Origin of the sequence: Rhizobium tibeticum, assembly GCF_900110205.1 — a bacterium.
Classification (GTDB): Bacteria; Pseudomonadota; Alphaproteobacteria; order Rhizobiales; family Rhizobiaceae; genus Rhizobium; species Rhizobium tibeticum.
Window position 1 is genome coordinate 106,890 of the sequence record NZ_FOCV01000015.1, and the last position, 18,590, is coordinate 125,479.

General features: G+C 58.0%; 21 protein-coding genes and 4 pseudogenes. 13 read left to right on the forward strand and 12 right to left on the reverse strand.

All coding sequences use genetic code 11. From position 1 onward, the window contains the following. The first annotated feature begins 132 nt into the window (after positions 1-132). Positions 133-366 (forward strand): DUF6429 family protein, encoded by a 234-nt coding sequence (locus tag BSG20_RS37530; protein WP_072377376.1) that lies wholly within the window; start codon positions 133-135, stop codon positions 364-366. Here BSG20_RS37530 and tnpC read toward each other — a convergent pair. Next, positions 347-1,984, reverse strand: a complete 1,638-nt coding sequence (gene tnpC, locus BSG20_RS17825; protein ID WP_072377374.1) for an IS66 family transposase — start codon at positions 1,982-1,984, stop codon at positions 347-349. The two genes, BSG20_RS37530 and tnpC, sit on opposite strands and share 20 nt — an antisense overlap. A 45-nt stretch (positions 1,985-2,029) precedes the next feature. Continuing rightward, the gene (gene tnpB / locus BSG20_RS17830; RefSeq protein WP_072377372.1) at positions 2,030-2,233 is read right to left on the reverse strand and encodes an IS66 family insertion sequence element accessory protein TnpB; all 204 of its coding nucleotides are present in this window, start codon (positions 2,231-2,233) and stop codon (positions 2,030-2,032) included. Here tnpB (BSG20_RS17830) and BSG20_RS38850 point away from each other — a divergent pair. From BSG20_RS38850 to BSG20_RS17840, 3 genes are all read left to right on the forward strand, one after another. Further along, positions 2,221-2,481, forward strand: a complete 261-nt coding sequence (locus tag BSG20_RS38850) for a DUF5372 family protein (RefSeq protein WP_177309855.1) — start codon at positions 2,221-2,223, stop codon at positions 2,479-2,481. The two genes, tnpB (BSG20_RS17830) and BSG20_RS38850, sit on opposite strands and share 13 nt — an antisense overlap. Positions 2,482-2,674: 193 nt before the next feature. Next, positions 2,675-3,136, forward strand: a complete 462-nt coding sequence (locus BSG20_RS17835) for a helix-turn-helix domain-containing protein (RefSeq protein ID WP_062369699.1) — start codon at positions 2,675-2,677, stop codon at positions 3,134-3,136. Between the two features lie 292 nt (positions 3,137-3,428). Beyond that, positions 3,429-5,303 (forward strand): recombinase family protein, encoded by a 1,875-nt coding sequence (locus BSG20_RS17840; RefSeq protein ID WP_244541355.1) that lies wholly within the window; start codon positions 3,429-3,431, stop codon positions 5,301-5,303. Positions 5,304-5,515: 212 nt separating this feature from the next. On the opposite strand, the gene tnpB (BSG20_RS17845) is transcribed toward BSG20_RS17840, so the two are convergent. The 4 genes from tnpB (BSG20_RS17845) to BSG20_RS17860 all read right to left on the reverse strand — a co-directional run bounded on the left by tnpB (BSG20_RS17845) (position 5,516) and on the right by BSG20_RS17860 (position 7,550). Further along, complete coding sequence (gene tnpB / locus BSG20_RS17845) at positions 5,516-5,752, reverse strand: IS66 family insertion sequence element accessory protein TnpB (RefSeq protein ID WP_072377366.1); 237 nt, start codon at positions 5,750-5,752, stop codon at positions 5,516-5,518. Next, a complete protein-coding gene (locus BSG20_RS17850) occupies positions 5,749-6,099 on the reverse strand; it encodes a transposase (RefSeq protein WP_072377364.1) in 351 nt (116 codons plus the stop codon). Before BSG20_RS17850 ends, tnpB (BSG20_RS17845) begins: the two co-directional genes overlap by 4 nt. Before the next feature lie 79 nt (positions 6,100-6,178). Further along, on the reverse strand, positions 6,179-6,424 hold the full coding sequence (locus BSG20_RS38855) for a transposase (protein ID WP_093041243.1): 246 nt from the start codon (positions 6,422-6,424) through the stop codon (positions 6,179-6,181). Positions 6,425-6,614: 190 nt separating this feature from the next. Beyond that, positions 6,615-7,550 carry a HEPN domain-containing protein gene (locus BSG20_RS17860; protein ID WP_072377362.1) on the reverse strand — a complete coding sequence of 312 codons (936 nt, stop codon included), beginning with the start codon at positions 7,548-7,550 and terminating at the stop codon, positions 6,615-6,617. 244 nt (positions 7,551-7,794) lie between these two features. On the opposite strand from BSG20_RS17860, the gene BSG20_RS36520 reads away from it, so the two are divergent. Further along, entirely contained in the window at positions 7,795-7,944 is a 150-nt protein-coding gene (locus BSG20_RS36520) for a hypothetical protein (RefSeq protein WP_093041246.1), read from the forward strand. A gap of 389 nt (positions 7,945-8,333) precedes the next feature. Continuing rightward, complete coding sequence (locus tag BSG20_RS17870; RefSeq protein ID WP_093041248.1) at positions 8,334-8,501, forward strand: Thivi_2564 family membrane protein; 168 nt, start codon at positions 8,334-8,336, stop codon at positions 8,499-8,501. A 72-nt stretch (positions 8,502-8,573) separates the two neighbouring features. On the opposite strand, the pseudogene BSG20_RS17875 reads toward BSG20_RS17870, so the two are convergent. Next, positions 8,574-8,915: pseudogene (locus BSG20_RS17875) on the reverse strand (IS110 family transposase); the annotation flags it as partial. A gap of 73 nt (positions 8,916-8,988) precedes the next feature. On the opposite strand from BSG20_RS17875, the gene BSG20_RS17880 reads away from it, so the two are divergent. Then, positions 8,989-10,152 carry an IS110 family RNA-guided transposase gene (locus tag BSG20_RS17880; protein WP_072377360.1) on the forward strand — a complete coding sequence of 388 codons (1,164 nt, stop codon included), beginning with the start codon at positions 8,989-8,991 and terminating at the stop codon, positions 10,150-10,152. Between the two features lie 289 nt (positions 10,153-10,441). Here BSG20_RS17880 and BSG20_RS17885 read toward each other — a convergent pair. Further along, positions 10,442-10,648: pseudogene (locus BSG20_RS17885) on the reverse strand (IS110 family transposase); the annotation flags it as partial. 808 nt (positions 10,649-11,456) lie between these two features. Here BSG20_RS17885 and BSG20_RS37535 point away from each other — a divergent pair. Further along, positions 11,457-11,642: a hypothetical protein gene (locus tag BSG20_RS37535; protein ID WP_072377358.1), complete on the forward strand. Its 186-nt coding sequence runs from the start codon at positions 11,457-11,459 to the stop codon at positions 11,640-11,642. Positions 11,643-11,682: 40 nt separating this feature from the next. Here the strand turns inward: BSG20_RS37535 and BSG20_RS17895 are convergent. The 3 genes and pseudogenes from BSG20_RS17895 to BSG20_RS17905 form a co-directional block, all read right to left on the reverse strand. Beyond that, positions 11,683-11,796 (reverse strand): annotated as a pseudogene (locus BSG20_RS17895) (integrase core domain-containing protein); the annotation flags it as partial. A gap of 968 nt (positions 11,797-12,764) precedes the next feature. Next, the gene (locus tag BSG20_RS17900; protein WP_072377354.1) at positions 12,765-13,022 is read right to left on the reverse strand and encodes a hypothetical protein; all 258 of its coding nucleotides are present in this window, start codon (positions 13,020-13,022) and stop codon (positions 12,765-12,767) included. A gap of 724 nt (positions 13,023-13,746) precedes the next feature. Continuing rightward, positions 13,747-13,974 carry a hypothetical protein gene (locus BSG20_RS17905; RefSeq protein WP_143147500.1) on the reverse strand — a complete coding sequence of 76 codons (228 nt, stop codon included), beginning with the start codon at positions 13,972-13,974 and terminating at the stop codon, positions 13,747-13,749. Between the two features lie 196 nt (positions 13,975-14,170). On the opposite strand from BSG20_RS17905, the gene BSG20_RS17910 reads away from it, so the two are divergent. From BSG20_RS17910 to BSG20_RS17930, 5 genes are all read left to right on the forward strand, one after another. Continuing rightward, positions 14,171-14,422 carry a DUF982 domain-containing protein gene (locus BSG20_RS17910; RefSeq protein WP_072377350.1) on the forward strand — a complete coding sequence of 84 codons (252 nt, stop codon included), beginning with the start codon at positions 14,171-14,173 and terminating at the stop codon, positions 14,420-14,422. 443 nt (positions 14,423-14,865) lie between these two features. Next, on the forward strand, positions 14,866-15,129 hold the full coding sequence (locus BSG20_RS17915) for a DUF982 domain-containing protein (protein ID WP_072377533.1): 264 nt from the start codon (positions 14,866-14,868) through the stop codon (positions 15,127-15,129). A gap of 99 nt (positions 15,130-15,228) precedes the next feature. Further along, the gene (locus BSG20_RS17920) at positions 15,229-15,492 is read left to right on the forward strand and encodes a DUF982 domain-containing protein (protein ID WP_083539943.1); all 264 of its coding nucleotides are present in this window, start codon (positions 15,229-15,231) and stop codon (positions 15,490-15,492) included. A 79-nt stretch (positions 15,493-15,571) separates the two neighbouring features. Then, positions 15,572-15,718, forward strand: coding sequence for a hypothetical protein (locus tag BSG20_RS36525; protein WP_093041251.1), 147 nt, complete (start codon positions 15,572-15,574; stop codon positions 15,716-15,718). A 106-nt stretch (positions 15,719-15,824) separates the two neighbouring features. Next, on the forward strand, positions 15,825-16,562 hold the full coding sequence (locus BSG20_RS17930; protein WP_083539942.1) for a hypothetical protein: 738 nt from the start codon (positions 15,825-15,827) through the stop codon (positions 16,560-16,562). 351 nt (positions 16,563-16,913) lie between these two features. Here the strand turns inward: BSG20_RS17930 and BSG20_RS17935 are convergent. Then, positions 16,914-17,950: pseudogene (locus BSG20_RS17935) on the reverse strand (IS110 family RNA-guided transposase). Positions 17,951-18,590 lie beyond the last annotated feature (640 nt).

The following is an 18,590-nucleotide window of genomic DNA, read 5'->3' on the forward strand; positions in this document are numbered from 1 at the left end:
GATCCAGTCCGTTTGCTTTGCCTTGCCGAAAATATCTCGGAAAGGCACGCGGAAACTTTAGCGGGACGCTTACAACGTAAGCATACGCTGAAGGCCGCAGGATATTAGGCGGGGGCATGTTATCATTGCGGCATGGAGATCGATGCGGACAAGATCGACGACGCTGTCTTAGCGCTACTATGGCTGACCCTGCATGATGGGCGTCGGGCGTGGAAAGGTTTTGATTGGGATACGACAGATCGATTGTTCAAGAAGGGCCTGATCGGCGACCCGGCGAACAAGACGAAGTCATTGATCTTGACGGATGAAGGCCTCCAGCGCTCGGAGGAGCTCTTTCGGGCATTGTTTACGCGGCCGCCGCGATAGCAGCCTTTTTCGCCTTCCAATTCCAAGGCAAAAGCTCGTCAATCTTGCTGACCGGATGATCGGCGATGCGGGCGAGCACATCGGCAAGCCAAGCTTGAGGATCGATGTCATTGAGCTTGGCGGTCATGATCAGCGTTGCCATGAATGTGGCCCGATCAGCACCGCGGTCGGAGCCGGCGAACAACCACGATTTTCTGCCAAGAGCGAAGCCGCGCAGCGCCCGTTCGGCGGCATTATTGGTGAGGCAAATCCGGCCATCATTGAGGAAGGTCGTGAAGCCGTCCCAGCGCTTCAGCATGTAGTCGATGGGCTCGGTGACCGGTGAGCTGCGCGACAGTTTTGTCCGTTCAGAACGCAGCCATGCCTCAAGCTCGTCGACGAGGGGACGACTGTCTTGTCGCCGTCGTGCCAGCCGCTCACCAGCCGATAACCCATTGATCTCGCACTCGATGTCGAACAGCGCGTCGATGCGTCTGACCGCCTCGAGCGCGACCGGCGAGATCGCTGCTGCAGTCGTTGCCCGTTTCGCATTAGTGGCGATGTCGGCGAGCACAAAAAATTTGCGACGCGAGTGCGCCCAACACAGCGCCTGAGTGAGCGCACCGGGATCGCGATCCACTTTGAACAGGGGATTGTAGCCGCCGTAGGCGTCCGCCTGCAGGATGCCGCTGAAGCTCTTCAGATGACGTTCTGGATGTTCCTGCCGCCGATCGCGCGAGGCGTAATAGAGAGCCGCCGGCGGCGACGTTCCGCCAAACGGCCGATCATCCCTGACATAGGTCCAGATGCGGCCGGTATCGGTCTTGCCCTTTGCGAGGATCGGCACGGTCGTATCGTCGCCGTGCAAACGATCAGCGCTAAGCACATGCGCCTCGATTAATCCATGCACCGGTTTCAAGACCGCAGCGCAAGCACCGACCTGGTCGGCCAATGTCGACAGACTGAGGTCGATGCCTTCTCGGGCATAGCGTTCACTCTGCCGGTTCAGCGGTTGATGCTGGCCGAACTTCTCGAACAGGATCATCGCCAGCAGATTCGGCCCGGCAAAACCGCGCGGCGTCACATGGAAAGGTGCCGGTGGCTGGGCGATTTTCTCGCATTCCCGGCACGAGAACTTCTCGCGCACCGTTTGAATGACCTTCCACTGGCGTGGGATCACTTCCAGCGTCTCGGTGATGTCCTCGCCCAGCTTCGAAAGCTTGGCCGAACCGCAGCAGGGGCAGCTTGACGGCGGTGCAATGACAACGCGTTCGGGCGGCAGGTGCTCGGGAAACGGTTTGCGCGATGGACGCTTGCGCTCGAAGGCCCTGACGGTCGATGATCGTGCCGCCATCTCGGCGGCCAGTTCGTCCTGGCCGGCGTCGGCTTCCAGTTCTTCTAGCTGCAATTCCATCTGTTCGAGAAGGCGCGCCTTGCGCTGGGAACGGCTGCCATGGATATCGCGCTTGAGCTTCTCGATCTCCAGTCTCAGCCGCGCGATCAGCGCATCGGAATGCGAGTTTACCGCCTGAGCTCGGGCGGCAATGGCCTCAGCTTCACGACGCGCCGCACGCTCGGCGAGGATCATCGCATGCGCACTGGCAAGGTCGTCGGGAAGCTGATCGGCCGCATCGGTCATGGCCAGATGGAATCATATTCGCTCCCCCCTTTCCAGCCATTTCCGCTATCCCGCGGAGCTTGGACGCCAGGTTTTTTGTGGCATCCGCCAGTCGATCCCTTCGAGCAAATAACCGAGCTGCGCCCCTGTGATCACCACCGTCCCGTCGGCTGCCGACGGCCATAGGAACCGTCCGCGCTCGAGCTTCTTGTACCTCACAACAGAATGCAGCCACTGCCAACGCAGATACGCAGTTAGTGCGGGTAACACATCCGTTTCATCCTCTATTCACACGGCAGTTTCCGTGTGTCGGCAAGCGCTACAACCGGCATGGTGAACGCCTTTTGCTGCAGACCGAGGACGCCACTGTTTGGTCGGTTCCCCCGCAATGGACTGACCTTGTGAGCCCAGATCCTGAAGTTGTCATGGGTAACGGACGGTCGCTCTTGCGGGTCGCCGACTTAATGGAATTGGCCGCTCTGGTGGAGCGCCTTTCAAGCCAATCGGGCACGCGCTGACGTGCAGAAGTGTAAGGATAAATATGCCGCGATTGTAAAGCGGATTATGCCGCAAGAGGTCACTTTATGAAGAGAAATGCCTGTAAATTCGAGGCACTATGTCGAATACACCGCAATTATCGCCTTGACGAGGTAGTAATGTGCGTCGTAATTAGCATTACGCTAACGCCGCTTCATGTCCTCGGAGCCATCGATGTCTGCGAAGTACGACAGCAAGCGCACAAAGACGGATGCCCTCATCGAAGAGGGTACGTTCAATCCCACCCCCGAGAAGGTGCGCGATCCAAAGTTTCGGGGCAGCGAGTTCTTCGATCCGCACGACGCCGTGCAGGTCAAATACGAGATGCTGCGTCGCGTCTCCATCGACAAGGTGTCGGTGACGGAGGCCTCCGACGAGTACGGTGTTTCCAGGCCGACCTACTACCAGGCCAAGGTGAACTTCGATATGGCCGGCATTGCCGGACTGGTGCCGACGAAGCCGGGGCCCCGCGGTCCCCACAAGATCGACGACAAGGTCGTGGCATTTCTGCAGGCGCAGCTCGCTCCAGGAGAACCCGTTCGCGCCCGGGAACTTGCCAAGCTGCTCCGCCAGGAACTCGACATCGAGCTTCATCCCAGATCGATCGAGCGGGTTCTAAAAAAAAGCGGCAGGTAAACATTGCCGCGACGGCGGAATGCCCGATCCAACCGTCAACCATCGCGTCCCAGTACGAGGTATTGCGCAAGGCTGCTCTCGGCGCAGCGTTGCCGCTTATGGCCCGTAGCGGTCTGCTGCTCTTTTTGCGCCGGGGCATGTGGGGATGGGCTCAGACGCTAACCGCAACAGCAATCACCCCGCGAGAGCAGAATTACCCATCGTCAATTGCTTGGCCGCTGCACCGCGGACACAGCGCCGTCGTTCACGTCCTTGCGACAATCGCCATGAGCATCAACGATCGGAGATCACGATGAATGTACATCTCAAAGTCCAGCCTCATCACCTCGAACGCGGCGCCTACCTGTACATCCGCCAGTCTTCCATGCGGCAAGTCGTTGAGAACGTCGAGAGCGCCAGGCGGCAATATGCGCTTCGGGGGCGCGCTGTCGCCCTGGGATGGCGCGACGAGCAGATTATCGTCATCGACAACGATAAAGGAGAGTCCGGTGCATCGGCCGCCTGGCGTGAAGGGTTCCAGCGCCTGGTCAGCGACGTTGGCATGGGGCATGCCGGGATCGTCATGGGCCTGGAAGTCTCTCGTCTCGCAGGTAACAATGCCGACTGGCAGCGTTTGCTAGAGATTTGCGCCCTTGCCGATACACTGATCCTCGACGAAGACGGCGTCTATGATCCGGCAAGTTTCAACGACCGGCTCCTGCTCGGCCTCAAGGGCACAATGAGTGAGGCCGAACTGCATGTGATCAAGGCCCGGCTACGCGGTGGCATACTCAATAGGGTGCGGCGCGGCGAGTTTCGTTGCCCGCTGCCGACTGGGTTGGTCTATGACCATTTCGGCAATGTGACGCTTGATCCAGACATGCAAGTCAGAGAAACGATCATTCATTTCTTTGAGATGTTCTCTCGCCTCGGGTCCGCCTCCCAGACCGTCAAGGTCTTTCGCAATGAAGGCCTATTGTTTCCGTCGCGCCTACACAACGGCGACACGCTGTTTCGGCCGCTGACCGCATCGACGGCGATGCGTGTCCTGAACAATCCGCGCTACGCTGGCGCCTATACCTATGGCCGACGACAGTTTCGACGCAACATCGATGGCAAGAGGACTCTGCGTGCGCGCGACATTGATGACTGGCCGGCCTGCATTCCCGATGCTCATCCCGGCTATATCAGCTGGGAGCGACATCAGGAGAATCTGAAGATCCTCAAGGCGAATGGCCGTGGATTTGAAGCGGCACGAGCTTCAATCCCAAGGGAGGGACCGGCACTGCTGCAAGGCCGGGCCGTGTGTGGGCAATGCGGCAGCCACCTTAGGGTTCGCTATGCGGCCCGGCGTGGCCGGCAGGAAGCCTGGTACATCTGTAATCGTGCCCGCATTTATCGTGGGGAGCCTATGTGTCGGTCGATCGCCGGGCCTCCCGTCGATGAAGCCATCGGCATGCTGATTGCTGAGCAGATGACGCCGGCGGCCGTCGAACTCGCTCTCGAAGTCCGCAAGGAGATCCAAGCCCGGCATGAAGAAGCAGACCGCTTGCGCTGTCGCGCGATCGAACGCGCCCAAACGGAAGTCGATCTCGCTCAGCGCCGCTTCATGCTGGTCGATCCTGGTAACCGCCTCGTCGCCGACACGCTCGAAGGTGAATGGAACGAGAAGCTTCGCACACTGGCCAGTGCCCGCGAAGAGCGCGAACGTGGCCGAGAGCACGATCAATTCATCCTCGATAAAGCTGTCCACGAGCGGTTGGTCGCGATGACGGCCGACTTTAGCGAACTCTGGAAAGATCCGGATACCCCAAGCCGCGAACGCAAGCGACTGCTGGCCCACATCATCGAGGACGTCACGCTCTTAAAGCTGCCGGCGGAAGGGACCACCAAGCTTCACGTTCGCTTCAAGGGTGGCAAAATCCAGACGCTCACCACCATGAACCCAAAGTCCTCCGCTCAGCAGATCAAGACAAAGCCCAATATCGTTGAACGGATCGATAAGCTTCTCGATGATTACATTTATCCGGAGATCGCCGGGATCCTGAACGAGCAGGGTCATCGCCCAGGTGGAACAGCACGTCGCGGCTGCCATAATGCCCGCTTTACACCTCTCAAAGTCGCCTATCTCATCCACGAATATAAGCTGCAATCACGATATGATCGACTGCGACAGCGGGAATGCTGACAAGACAGGAAGCGGCAGTGCACCTCAGCATCAGCGAGCAAACCGTCGCCAGATGGGCCAAGTATGGCCTCATCGCCAGACATGCCTACAATGGGCACTACAGCCTGTACGAAATCCCCGATGGAGACTTGCCGCAAAAGCAATGCAGCCGTTGGAACCAACTCCAAGATCGGGCGGCTGCGCGCCAACAAACGCAAACTGAGCCAAGGCCATCAACTGGCGAGGAAAGAGGTGTAGTATGAACGCTGATCGTTCGCATAGAGGCAAACGCCGGAGCCATCCCACCACACGATTTTGACCCGGTCCGCTCTCTTGGCCCGAAAGACATAGAGTGCACCGTTGAACGGATCACTGCCAGCATCCCGTACCAGCGAGAGCAAGCTGTCCGGTCCTTTGCGGAAGTCGATGGGATGGCTCGCGAGAAAGACCTTCACGCCTGACGGGATCATGCCGACCGCACCGCGCGAATAATCCGCTGCAGATTGGCCCCATCGAAGTCACCACCAGCACGGATAACGACGTCGCCGATGACAAGCTCGATCATCGCACGTGTGCCAATCGACCTGGTTTCTGTCTGAACAGCCCGATCTTGCGAGGAGGATCGTTGTCCGTCACGAGCATCACGACGCCAGCCAAATAGTTGCGAGGGATGTATGCCGATGCGATGCGCAATCGCCGACACGCTTGCGCCGGGCTCCATCGCCTCAGCCACGGCTCGCGCTTTAAATTCATCCGACCAGCGCCGCCGAAACTGCCGCGGGGCACCCTCAAGCCGTTCCGGAACAGCCTCGATCATATGAATGTTTCTAGTTCCAGAGCTAGGCGCAGACATAGAAGCTCACAGTTCGTGAATTCGTCTCTCCGCAATACAGCCCTCATCGCCACGCACGCCAGATGGGGTCAGCTTGGCGCTTACATTGCGCCGCTGATGGCGCCAATATCTGGCAGAGCTCTTTGCGCCACCGGAATAACTGACCCGCATGGATGCCTGCCGAGCGGGCGACATCTGATACGCTGGCTCCTGGCTCAAACGTTGCCGCAACCAGCCGCTCTTTATCCTCCCGAGACCAGCGCCGACGTCGCTCGACCGATGTGATAACCTCAACAAGCTGCTTTGTCATAAGACTATCCCTAGTGCTTGCACTAGGACTTGCAGTCTTCAGCCTTCTTCAGCAAGGCGGCCGTCACCGTGGGGATACCTTACAACTAGCACGGCTCCATCCTGATCGCCCGCCTATCTCAAGGTCCATACCAGGGGAAATGAATGAGCAATCTGAACGGCATTTACCTCGCGACCGGCGCTTTGAGCATCTAAATGGAAAGCCGTTCCCCGCAGACCGCCTCGACAACAGCCTGCAGCGCCTTCACGCGCTCAACCAGCCATGCGAGCTCCTCGTCGGCAATTTTGTATTTCGACGAATATCGGGCCTCCACATAGGCGCGCGACAGCAACTCGAAGCAGCGACGTGAGAACCGGCTGTCGCGCGGCCAAGCGGCGATCAGTCGGCTGTCTGCTCCCTCGGCCTGAGAACGCAACACCTTTATTCGATGTGATTTGGGGCTGTAGAGGGTCAGTGTAAGTAGAGCGCAGTGGTAAGCACATTCGGTGGCTTGATGCAGCATGAAGACACCGTGGCGCCAGATGTTTCTTTCGAGCATCAGTTCGGCGCCAGTGAGTGCCTCTTGAGACAGCTGATACCATTGTTCGAAGTAAATCTTCGCTTCGTGCTGCTTCTCCTCCGCCGTCAGCGGCTTCGGCTCTGCCAGGGGATGGCCAGGCTGTTCGTAGAGGACGATGCCGTCTCGGGCGATGTCGACGAAGAAGGGCCGCCCGCGCGCGAGTTGATCGTTGACGTCCTGGAGCGTGTGGACGATCGGGACGACCGGCGTTTCGATGCGATGGCCGATCTGCTCTTTCAACAGCTGCTCTTCGATGCCTTCCCAGAGCTCATGCTCGTCGGCAAAGGCCTTGGTGTTGACGACGATCAACAGGTCGTAGTCGGAGCGGTAGCCGCTGAGGCGATCCTCGACCCAGTCACCCCGGCCATAGGATCCAAACAGGATAACCTTCAGGATCCGGCCGGCGCTTCTCTTCTCCGACAGCTTGCTTGCCTGAAACCCCTCGACCTCGGCAAACAGGATCTCGATGATGCGCGCCAGCTCGCGCCGCTTCCTATCCGGCAGGTGCTCAATGTGATCGGTCAGGGTCAAAGCAGCGTCGAAGCCTTCAGTGTGAATCGCATCCATCGTAGCGGTTCCATCGTGATTGCACACCTCAACCTTTTACGCGAAATTCATCATCACCACAATTACAGGATGGAGGATTCTCGGACATAATCCTGTGCGTGATCACGTCTTCGCCGGTGTTGGCGCTTGTCGGCGAGTCGGTTTCGCAACGTTCACTTTGACTTTTCCTTGTCCTGTCTCTGCGACACACCGTTGCCATCCTGATCGCCCAGCCTATTTCAGAGAATCTAGCCAGGGGAAATGAATGAACAATCGGAACGGGTTTTACTTCGTGATCGGCGCTTTGGTCGTGTTAGTCCTCGGCATGGGCATTTACATTCTCCGCGAGGGGAGCAAACCCAAAGGCGTCGATATCTCGATCGGCGAAAAGGGCATTTCCGTCGAACAGAAGTAGCCTAAGCAGCCACTTTTTTCTGCCCGATGAAACGTGGTTCGTAGTGCCGTCGTAGTTGCTCGGATCGGTGGCGATGGCGTCTCAGCGTCGCCGGCGATGTCACCGACTTACGGCGCGATAGCGAGTGACCGACGAGATGTATCTGCCGATCTGTAGCCCGTGTCGTCATGCCGTCGACGTAGCGCTGCTCCTGGGTCATCGGGGTCACTGTGGCCAGGTAGCTCTGTTGGTGCCAGCTTTGCCGTACTTTTCGATCAGTCGTTATGCTGTCGCCCTGGGGACTGGAGTAGAGTATTCGCGACCGTTTCAATCCTCCCCCTTTCCTTTAGCCGACTGTCCCATAGTTAACTTCCTGTATCGAAACTGCTTTCCGCCATAGGAGGGGGAATATGGGTGCGTCCATATTGATCGGAATTCTGATCACGTTTCTCGTAATCGTGCTTGTTCTTTACCTCGTGCAGCGACTTCCTATCGACGGCCGGACGCGCCAGATTGTTCAGATCATCGTCATCGTTATCGGCATCGTGTCGCTACTGAAATATCTAGCCGTATGGTAGACCGGAGTAGTCAGGCCGCGGCCGGGTTTCGAGCGCTGTGCTCATGTCCGGCTTGCCTACCTCCGTGCTTGTATGGGCACGCGTCCATGGTTTGCGGCCGGTATAGATCCGGCCGTGACGCAACAAGAAAGACTGAAGTTGCTGGCGCGCCTGTTTCAGAGCACCGCTGGCCGCCTCGCGAGCCCGCACCAGGTCGCGGATCGCCTCATGGCCTTCATCCGGAACCCAGACCGCAGTCAGCTCGCCCGCGCGATGCAGGCGTGCCAGACTTATGGCATCCCGGCGGTTTGTCTTCACCCGGTCACCAGGACGCTTAGGCACCAGCGACGGCGCCACCACCGCGCATTCATGCCCCAGTTCGACAATCTGACGGTAAAGGCCGTAACCGGTGGGACCCGCCTCATAGATCCTATGAGGCGGGTGGATAGCGACAGCGCTGTGGCAAAGTGAGTTGCTTAAACCACAACACCCTACCTTGGAGGCAAGCATGCCCGTTGCAGCTCAGCGATCCGAAGCGCCGACCACTATCCAGACTGATCTTGGCGCAATCTTCGTCTCATTGGAACTCAGCCAATCGAAATGGCTGATCACGTCGCTGTCGCCGGGTGGTGGCGAGAAGATGTCTAAGCATGCGGTTGCGGCCGGCGACGTTGCCGGATTGCTGGCGCGTTTTGCCGAACTCAAGAGGAAGGCACGGGCGCGATCCGGGCGGTGCTTTCCGATCATTGTCATCCAGGAGGCTGGGCTCGACGGCTTCTGGATCCATCGGGTGTTGGAGATCGAGGGGATCGAAAGCCACGTTGTCGATCCGGCTTCGATTGCAACCTCGCGCCGGCGACGCCGGGCCAAGACCAACAGGATCGACGGCGAAGCGCTGGTCCGGGCGTTGCTCGCCTATCAGCGGGGCGAGCCGCGCGTGTGTGCGATGGTCCGGGTGCCGACGCCCGAGGAAGAGGACCGCCGCCGCCTCTCGCGTGAGCGCCAGGCCTTGACGAACGAGCGGGTGCAACACGTCAACCGTATCAAGGGCCTGCTGTTCAGCCAGGGCGTCTTCGACTACGAGCCGCTGCGCCGCGATCGGCGCAAGCAACTGGAGGAGCGTAAGACCGGCGATGGCCGTCCGCTGCCGGCACATTTGAAGGCACAGATCGGCCGCGAACTCGATCGGCTGGAACTACTGCTCAAGCAGATCAAGGTTATCGAGGCGGCCCGCGACGCCATGCTCGCTGCCACACAGGTCGTCTCGCCAGCACCAGCGATGCTGCTCGCCGTGAAAGGCATCGGGTCGGAGTTTGCCGCCGTGCTCTGGTCGGAGGGGCTGTCGCGTCACTTCGACAACCGACGACAGGTTGCCGCTTATGCCGGCCTTGCGCCGACACCCTGGCAGAGTGGCTCGGTTAATCACGACCAGGGGGTCTCGAAATCAGGCAATCCAAGGCTTCGAACGACAATGATCCAGATGGCCTGGCTTTGGGTCCGTCATCAACCGCACGCGGCGCTCACCTTGTGGTTTAGGGACCGGGTCAAACAGAACGGCGGCCGTCTCAAGAAGACGACGATCGTCGCGCTCGCCCGCAAGCTGCTCGTCGCGCTATGGAAATACGTCAATGCTGGCGTCGTCATCGAGGGCGCGATTATAAAGACCGTCTGATCGGTTACCCGAACTGAATTCTGCAATCTTCCAGGACCCGATCAGTCCTGGCGGATCCGGGTGGACGAACCGAACTTTTGCTTGGCTCGAAATGAAATGCCGTCTCGTAGAATGGTCTCGTCCTCCTGAGCCCTTGTCCGCCGCAAGCGGGATGTTGGTGCCGCTGTTTCGAACAGCGAACCGTATATAAGTTGGATTTGGCTTGGCAACGAGCCGCGTCGCGCAATCGGGCTCAGACCATGGATGCCGCAATAACCGACGGTGCAAAAAATGTCACCCTGACGACAGTTCCGTATTGACCCTCCTCATATAAGCAAAAGTGAAGCTTGGCTGCGCGCTTGGAAAGCTTATTGACCATCGATGCCACTGATGCCGGCTCCGAGGAGATGTCGCCTAAAAACCGCACCTCGCCGTTGCGTGCTCCGTCGGCAATGGCCACCGAAATCTTCAACTTCGACGTATCCAACCCGATGAAAATTACGCTATCCTCTTTCATGGTTCGCCCTCGCTAAGTTTGGGGCTCGGCTCCGGCCATCCAGAGCACCCCCCGATTTTAACTTATCGCGTGGGGAGGGCCACCTTCTTCCGAGAACATACGGTCTAAACCGTGTCGATGAAGAAAGACCGCCGTCGCTCTATGCTTCGCTGACGGTCGACATCCAATCTCCGAACACTTCCTTCAATCCCTCTGGGCTGCACACGATCTTGCGCTAGGCAGATGTGATGTCCGGCTGGCTTTCAGGGCGATCCCAGCTTGCCCCCTTTTCAACCATCTCATCACGGGGCCAGCGCAGGATAACCATGCTGCTCGTGGCGGTCACCCGCGCCACGACGCTCCGCCTAAACGGGCTACAAGATCTCACGAGTGCTTGCATTCATGAGCCGCAGGCCTCCCTTTCTCCTAGAGGAATTTGGCAATCATGAGAATCCCTACGTACGTTGCCGTCGCGAGAAAAAGCAGTAGTCCTGGCCTTAGCATGGAGCCTCCCTTGTGCACGCGATTGCTACTTGAAGATGACCTTTCGCGCAAGCGGAGGCCTAGTGGTGACGACTATCGAGTTCTCTCCCCTACGGTAGGCGCTTGGGTATCTGCCGCGGTCCGTCGGGACTACGATGCAGTCCTGCCGCCGATGACGGGTTTACAATGCCAGCCCCGCAGATAGTTATGCCGCGTTAGAGGCTGCACGTTACCGCAGCGCGTGCCGTAGGTGACTGAAAAAAATGCACCGACATGTCTTACTTTATATCATTCTAATTTAGCATTTGTTAGCCGTCTCCCAGCAACTATGCGGGAGGAGTTAAGAATGCAGCGAGTCGAACCGAATTGTGCCGACACCGGATCCACGACCCGTGTGTGGTCGGTTAAGGATTTCGCAAAACGGAATCGACTCGACGAGGGAGAAGAGGCTCGACTCTTACAGTTATTTGGAGCATTCGCGTCTGCCAGCGAATTGCTGCACAACGCGACACGAGAGCCGCGGTGGCGGTAGGGTCGGAGCAATCCCGGCATCGATAGAGAGTCTCGAACACGCTTCGGGCATGGTCGTGATCGAAGAACAGGCTCTCGTTGAACAGCTCGTCGCGCACCCGGTCGCTGAAGCACTCAGCATAGCCGTTCTGCATCGGATTTGCTGGCGCCATGTATTCGAGCGATGAGAGTGGCCAGAAATGGTGCTAATCGTCCGCCCATGCTGCGATGGCGCTAGACCCGGCAAAGCTATGCCGGGACCATCGCCGCAGCCGGCTTCGACGCTGCGGAGATGAAAGCTTCGCGTCTCCGCCAGTTACATGCCGCACCACATGGCGTATTCAAAACCGCCGGAGCTTACGTTCATTGGGGCGATGGGGCTTGAAATCACCTGTTACCGCTCTCTATGTCCGGCAAACTGGAGGGGATGGATTGACCTATGATTGGACAGGTGCGCGGAGCCGCAGAATCCGCCGCATCAAGATTCTGTTTTGCACAGCCGTTGCGGCTGCTGTCTCGGTATCGGTCTTGCTCAAGATCGTGGGAGTGGATATTAACTGACCGTTAATGCCATCACTGGAGTGAGGTGGCGCGCATGCATTCGATTGGGCACCGTGATTACGACCGCATCACCCCTTAGTGCGGCACGAGGACCCGGCAGGCGGACCACACGAGGCCAATTCGCCGGGTCTTCTTTTCAGCCACTGATAGAAACACGTACCGCACCGCGTCAGTGCCGTCCATGCGTGGTTGTGCTTCAATAAGCGCGGCCCAGATACGGTCGGGTGCCTGCGATAGTGCTCCGAGATCCCCTCCGCAAACCCCTGCGGACCTCACAAGTGGCCACCCTCCCCATCAAACTGCTAAGCCCACCTATGCGAACGAAGGCGTCACGTTTTGGCTGCAGAAACTATATTCTAGAAGGGCTCGCAGAATTGCTCTGTGAGCAGGGCTAACACAAGGCTCGTCGAATCCCTTTGGGCCTTGCCTGTCTCTGTCTACGGCCAGGCCGCTGCATCAGCGGCGGCCTCGGCTTATTCGTCGTCGCCCCTTCAATCGCGGCCTTGGTGTCGGGACGCACTAGCGCCGCCAATGACCTTCCATTCCAAAAAGGGTTGAGACGACAACTGCGACTTCGCCAAGCTCACCGCGGAAATTCCCATTTCGGCTGACAGCAGAGGGATATCGGAAGCTTCAGGCGCTCCGCCATACCCGCTACCGCGATGTACTGCTTCCCCTCATCTGCCGGCTGCTGGTCGGTCAGCGCCTGCCCAGGGCCGTCGGTGATGTCCTTCAGACGCTCATCCTCCGCCGCAACGTCTATGGCAGCCTTCAGAATGCGCGCGAGACGTGGCCGAAAGACAAGCATCTGCGGCAAACCGCTGCAAGAACTCCAGGGCATGAGGACGCTCCGGGCAGCCGGATCTGGCTGGTGAATGATCGCGCCCAATAGGCGACAACGGCACCGGAGCGGGCATAGCCCGTTCGAAAACGGAGCCTGCCGCATGACGTCGTTCCCACAGTGAGGGAAACATCCCGCTTGGGCCAAGACATCAATAAGCACCGGCTCGAACCAGCGGGTTAAGATTGTCGAGCGCCCTGCAAGTGATGGCGAAGCGTCTACGCCGGAACTTTCTTGATGCAGCGTTGTTTGACTCATGGATGCCACCATCCGGCATTCACTCCTGGTGAAGGGGCCCTGTGACGCCACCCCGCGCAGGGCCTCTTTTGCTTCGGTGGCTATCGTAGTGCCGTCGTCGCGATCGAAGATGCGTTCGCCCAAGGTGGCGCATGTAGCGCAACCCTGCAGATCGTCATAATCACGTGCTATCCGCCTATATCCCCCAGAAGTAGAGGGACCAGACGTTTCAACCGAGATCTTTATCTGGATGCTTGTGTTGGGAACGCTTGTCGGCAGCCCTGCAAGCGCCGGGTCAAAGTTCGCAAACGAAGCGCGAAAGCCCGACAAGCAGTGCCGCAGCGCGCCGGCGAAACAGCCTCGTGATTACTGCACGCAATCTGCCTTAGCTTTTCGTGCTGGTCGCGGTACGGCTGGGCGTCCACTTCGCCACTCATTGCGACCCTCGTCTCCAGCCGACCAATCTTGCCGGCCTGCTCACCAAGCGTCAATGGATGACCGCACGACGGCTCGCAGGTGCATGATATTTCTCCTCTCCGAAATCCTCTCGGAAATTTTCGATGCTTTCGAATGCCCGCAATGGATCTTCCACGCGTCCGAGAGGCGCGAATATCTCCGCCGCTGTCGCCATGCGGCTCACTTCCGGCATGTGGACTGCCCGCGGATCTCTGTAGGCCGCTACCTGTTCGGCAAACCGGTTGATCGGGAACGTCATCGACGTGTCACCCTCTTCCATTAGGCTTCGGATGTCTGACAAAGCGCAGCATTGCCCAATGACCGCCGATGGCGGGGTTAGGTAAATCCAGCGAATTCGTTCATCTCGCAGATCCAGTTTCTTTTCCTTTGAATGGAACGATGTGGCGCCAGCGTCGATTGGGTTTAATTGACACCTTCGCGATTGGAGCGCGGCCATGCTGGTACATCGATGGAAGAATCCTCTCGTTTTGGGAGATAGCCGCATCCGTATTGTGGTTGGTTCGCCTGAGGAGGCCATTAATTGGCTGATCCATGAGCCGGACCAGAGCACAGCCAAGTGGCGGCGCGCATGGAAGGCGTGCCGAGCCGTCATTGAGGGTCGACTGAATGCTGAAGACGCCAGATCGGCCGTTCAGCCGCCGCCGCACGCTAAGTCGCTTTTAAACCTGCTGCAGCACCGTTCTTGAACTCGTCTTAGGGGAATGCCTAAGCGTGCCGACGGCGATGATCGCGGGCCGTTCCGGCTCTGCCACTCACTGTTCAGATATCTCTCGCAACGCATGCGCGCCGAACGGCGACGCTTTGTGGCGTTCGATTTCATGCTTGTTCGGCGGCGTCGCCCCGGACCGTTTACTCGAACCGCCCATAAAGCAGCGGGAGGCACTTGCAGACGATAGCGCCATGTTCTGAGACCATTGAAGAGCGCACGTCCCCACGTGACTGCGGATCTCCTCCACTTCTCGCCAACCCTGTAACAGCACGGCAACGCCGCGGTGGCACGAGGTCGACCATGTCTAACGCGGTGCCCATGCTAGACAAGCGTGAGCAGCCGCAGGACTGGCCGGCTCCCAGACAATGGCACGTTTTCTGCAGGGTTAAGAATGTATTTGACCTGTGGAGACGGAGTGTAATGGATCGGGGCACACGTGGAGAGTTCGTCCCTCGGACGCTCGTGATGAGCGGCCCGGAAAAATACAGGCTGATGAGGTCGCTCGGAGACGCCGCCGACGCGCTTATTCATGCCCGGCCAATTGATGATGGCGAGAACTCCGTCGTTGCTGTCAGAGCCTGCCTGGACGCGCTTCATGGAAAGATATCCGAGCGTGATGCCAGAGAGGCGCTCATCCGCGCCGCCGAGGAGGCGGGCATCTCTGTTATTACCGTCGTTCACTGAAGCACTCTACGGCAAGTAGTCCCTCATGCTGCTCGAGCATCAACTGGAACGGTTATTGCACGACCACTAATATTCAAAATGCGAAGGGGACGAAGTGTCATGAGTTTGAACATATCGCATCAGTTTCCTGCTGTTCGTCTCGTTATGGACGGCGCAGAACGATACAGGTTGATCAGAACGGTCGCCGACGTCGCCGAAGTCCTGGTGAAGGATTGGCCCTCCGACGACGGGGAAGAATACATCAACGCGCTCGTCGCCTGCCTGGACGCCTACAAAGAGACCATTCCCGCGCTTGCGGCGCGAGAAGCCTTAATCCGTGCGGCCGACGAGGTACGCATACCGCATTTCACTCTTGTTTGCTGACCTCATCGCGATCTCCTTTCGACTTTGATCGGGAACAATCCCGGCCCGAACAGCTTGGGCTAGACGAAAGGAAAGCGTCATGACGATCATACCTACGGAGCCGAACCCGGCACCGATGCCAGGCCCGCTTCCCGGTCTGCCGCCGGATGTTCCGCAACCTCCGATCGAAGAGCCCGATCCGGACGAAAATGACGAGCCTCCAAAGCATATTTGTCATCGGGGGTAACAAGTTCGATCGCTGTTGCGCCACCATCTTCACAACCGTCTTGCCTTGGTAACAAACTGGTCATAACCTGAAGGCGAGCGCTGTTCTGTTCACGCCAGGAGCGAACATGATTGATGACGCTACAATCGACGCGCGGTTACCAGTCTTGTCGGACGGCGCAGTCCGGCAGATGTTTAATGAAATCAATACCAAGGGTTTCTGTTGCATTCCCGACTACATAAATGCAAACGACCTGCAGCGAATGCAGGTTTTTGTATCCCGGGCGGTTGCGAATTCTCAAAACGAGTATGTTGTCTTCCGTGGAAGCGAGGCCGTCTCGGGCACCGGGATGGACGAACTGGCAACATCCGCCGAATTCACGAGCATTTTCTCGCGGCTATATAGGCTTGCCTTGGGCAATGCGCCGCCGCAAGTGAAGTTTTACCAGATTCTGCGATGCCTTACAGGCAAGGGTGCGGCCCGTAACTCGCTGATATTTCACTATGATTCTTACCTGATTACCGCCCTCATTCCGGTGACGATACCAGGGACGGGCAAACGAGGCGATTTTCTCCTGTTTCCCAATACGAGGAAGGTGAGAGCTTTTTATGCGCGAAACCTGCTCGACAAACTCTTACTCGACAATCGCATAACGCAGTTTGTGCTTCGCAAGCTGGCGCGGTCGCGAAATACATCGCTCGTCAGAGTTCACATGGTTCCAGGCAGCCTTTATTTGTTCTGGGGCTACCGAAGCATCCACACAAACGAACCGTGCGATCCAGAGTCGGTACGCGCGACAGCGCTCTTCCACTTTGCCGATCCTCATGCTGGCAGTTCGCTAAAAGCGGGCTTGCGGCACTCCTAATCCTTCTGCGCAGCGTCTGATGTCAATCTGCGTGCCAAATTCACTCCTCACAGGCATCCGATTTTGGCTCTTCTCTATTCGGCGCGGTTGCGTCAAGCGCTTTTCAGTTTTCCATTGAGCGGATTTCGACGTCCATTTGCAGGCCCTTGCTTCTCTTCGGGATTGGCATTCTGGCCCTCCCATCATGGGATCAGAAGAACGAGGCGGTGCAATCTGACTCACGTCCTGACCGTTGGGACGGTCGGTACAAGAGCCAAAAGCGCACTCACCTCATCCATCGTCCCGCAAAGGACATCGTTCCGCGGGTCAGCGGAATTTCAGAGCTTCATTTTCATTGGTCGCGACGCTGGATCATACCGGTATTTCTCCAGGCTCTTTTGTCCACCGGAATTCGGAGCCATCACTCCACATGCGATGCATTATCACAGCTAATCGTCTTGAAAGCGCGACGATCGCCTTTGATCGTCCGCGCCTTCGGGCGATACTCATTGCCCAGGCCTTCAGCCAGGACCATTTCTTCACCGGCTCAGCATGACCTGCGCGGCTTCGTAAAGAAGGGCACGCATCATGCCATCGCCACATAAGGAGACACGTCCGACACGATGGCTTTCTCCGGACTGATTGAGCACTGGGGTTAAGCCGAGTGCCGGTCCAACTGCTCGAGAGTTTTTGAAGCGAGCTGGAACGTCGATGGTGCTGACGAACGCAAGCGATGTGACGGGTCCGACGCCGGGTATCGTCATAAGGCGTCGGCAGGTGCCATCGTCGCGGACCTCATCCAGGACCTTTTGATGTAACTTCGCGAACTCGGTGCGCAGCTTCTCTCTGGCGGCAAGCAAAGGCGAGATGATTTCGCCAAGTTCAGGCGCTCCGTCGATAAGCTCACGAATACGAGCTTCGAAGCCGATCGTTCTGACGATCCCTACCTTGAGGCCGAAGTTGCGCAGCAGCCCCCGGATATCGTTCTCTATGGCGATCGCCTTCTCTTGCAGTAGCTTACGTGCTGTCAGCAATGCGCGCCGTTTCTGGCTCGTCAAAGTCTTCACGTGAACGGGTCGAAACAGATTCACCCGCACCATCTGGGCGATGCCGCGGGCATCGTTGCGATCGGTCTTGTTCACCTGCGCCTTCAAAAAAGCTTTGGCGTGGCGCGTTTCAATACAAACCGCAGGCAAGCCGGCTTCGGCTAAGCCGCTGAACAGCCATTGAGACAGAGGACCGGCCTCGAGTCCTACGCGAGCAAGGCTATATGTCTGGTTGTTGAGGGTCGAAGCAAGATCGTCGGGGTGGCTTGTGACCTTCAGTTCGCGGCAGATTTTGCCCGTTTCATCGATAATGCATATCGCCGTCTCTTTCACAGAAACGTCCAGTCCGGCATAATACTTCATGCTGCGCTTCCTTTTCTGATGTTTGTGGCTGATCGTACAGACCACGTTCTATCATCAGCTCGAAGCGCAGCACCCTGGTCGCTGCTGCCAGATATAGGGCCCAAGCCGAATATCCCATCTGACTCAGTTTTGGTGCCGTTTTGATCATGTCTGGCCGATCGGTCGGCTTGTCGAAAATCGCGTTTTTCACGGCCACGCATTCGGCGCTTCAAAAGATCCAGCTTGGAATCCTTGTCGCACCAGGCGCGGTTTTGTCGCAAGTATCGGCTGCCGCCACCGATTATATTCGCCGGGATGCGGATATTGGCATCTGCGAGGACGGCAAGGGAGGTTCTCCGATAGACCCAAAGGTAGATGCAATGTTCGACCACGCCTCGATTGGCATCGGTGACATAGATCGGCGCAACAACCGGAACAGGACGGCGGGTCCCGGGCTCCGGCAAGCGATCGAGGCCCGCGCTGCAGTGCTCCGACCACAGACAATGAGGCTGACGAGTTCGAAACGAATGGTTATGAAGAGGAGAAGATGCTGCCTGCCGGAAATCCGGTCTCGTCGAGACCATCTTCGGAATTTCGGAGCCGACTGGTGTCTTCGCCCACTTGAGGCCGAAGCATCTGGCAAAGGCGATGGCCGGCGCAT

Excerpts from the sequence above, each read along its gene's own strand:
- BSG20_RS37530 (WP_072377376.1), top strand. The coding sequence starts at position 133 with ATGGAGATCGATGCGGACAAGATCGACGACGCTGTCTTAGCGCTACTA.
- tnpC (WP_072377374.1), bottom strand. The coding sequence starts at position 1,984 with ATGACCGATGCGGCCGATCAGCTTCCCGACGACCTTGCCAGTGCGCAT.
- BSG20_RS17835 (WP_062369699.1), top strand. The coding sequence starts at position 2,675 with ATGTCTGCGAAGTACGACAGCAAGCGCACAAAGACGGATGCCCTCATC.
- BSG20_RS17840 (WP_244541355.1), top strand. The coding sequence starts at position 3,429 with ATGAATGTACATCTCAAAGTCCAGCCTCATCACCTCGAACGCGGCGCC.
- tnpB (WP_072377366.1), bottom strand. The coding sequence starts at position 5,752 with ATGATCCCGTCAGGCGTGAAGGTCTTTCTCGCGAGCCATCCCATCGAC.
- BSG20_RS17850 (WP_072377364.1), bottom strand. The coding sequence starts at position 6,099 with ATGATCGAGGCTGTTCCGGAACGGCTTGAGGGTGCCCCGCGGCAGTTT.
- BSG20_RS38855 (WP_093041243.1), bottom strand. The coding sequence starts at position 6,424 with ATGACAAAGCAGCTTGTTGAGGTTATCACATCGGTCGAGCGACGTCGG.
- BSG20_RS17860 (WP_072377362.1), bottom strand. The coding sequence starts at position 7,550 with ATGGATGCGATTCACACTGAAGGCTTCGACGCTGCTTTGACCCTGACC.
- BSG20_RS36520 (WP_093041246.1), top strand. The coding sequence starts at position 7,795 with ATGAACAATCGGAACGGGTTTTACTTCGTGATCGGCGCTTTGGTCGTG.
- BSG20_RS17870 (WP_093041248.1), top strand. The coding sequence starts at position 8,334 with ATGGGTGCGTCCATATTGATCGGAATTCTGATCACGTTTCTCGTAATC.
- BSG20_RS17880 (WP_072377360.1), top strand. The coding sequence starts at position 8,989 with ATGCCCGTTGCAGCTCAGCGATCCGAAGCGCCGACCACTATCCAGACT.
- BSG20_RS37535 (WP_072377358.1), top strand. The coding sequence starts at position 11,457 with ATGCAGCGAGTCGAACCGAATTGTGCCGACACCGGATCCACGACCCGT.
- BSG20_RS17900 (WP_072377354.1), bottom strand. The coding sequence starts at position 13,022 with ATGCCCTGGAGTTCTTGCAGCGGTTTGCCGCAGATGCTTGTCTTTCGG.
- BSG20_RS17905 (WP_143147500.1), bottom strand. The coding sequence starts at position 13,974 with ATGACGTTCCCGATCAACCGGTTTGCCGAACAGGTAGCGGCCTACAGA.
- BSG20_RS17910 (WP_072377350.1), top strand. The coding sequence starts at position 14,171 with ATGCTGGTACATCGATGGAAGAATCCTCTCGTTTTGGGAGATAGCCGC.
- BSG20_RS17915 (WP_072377533.1), top strand. The coding sequence starts at position 14,866 with ATGGATCGGGGCACACGTGGAGAGTTCGTCCCTCGGACGCTCGTGATG.
- BSG20_RS17920 (WP_083539943.1), top strand. The coding sequence starts at position 15,229 with ATGAGTTTGAACATATCGCATCAGTTTCCTGCTGTTCGTCTCGTTATG.
- BSG20_RS36525 (WP_093041251.1), top strand. The coding sequence starts at position 15,572 with ATGACGATCATACCTACGGAGCCGAACCCGGCACCGATGCCAGGCCCG.
- BSG20_RS17930 (WP_083539942.1), top strand. The coding sequence starts at position 15,825 with ATGATTGATGACGCTACAATCGACGCGCGGTTACCAGTCTTGTCGGAC.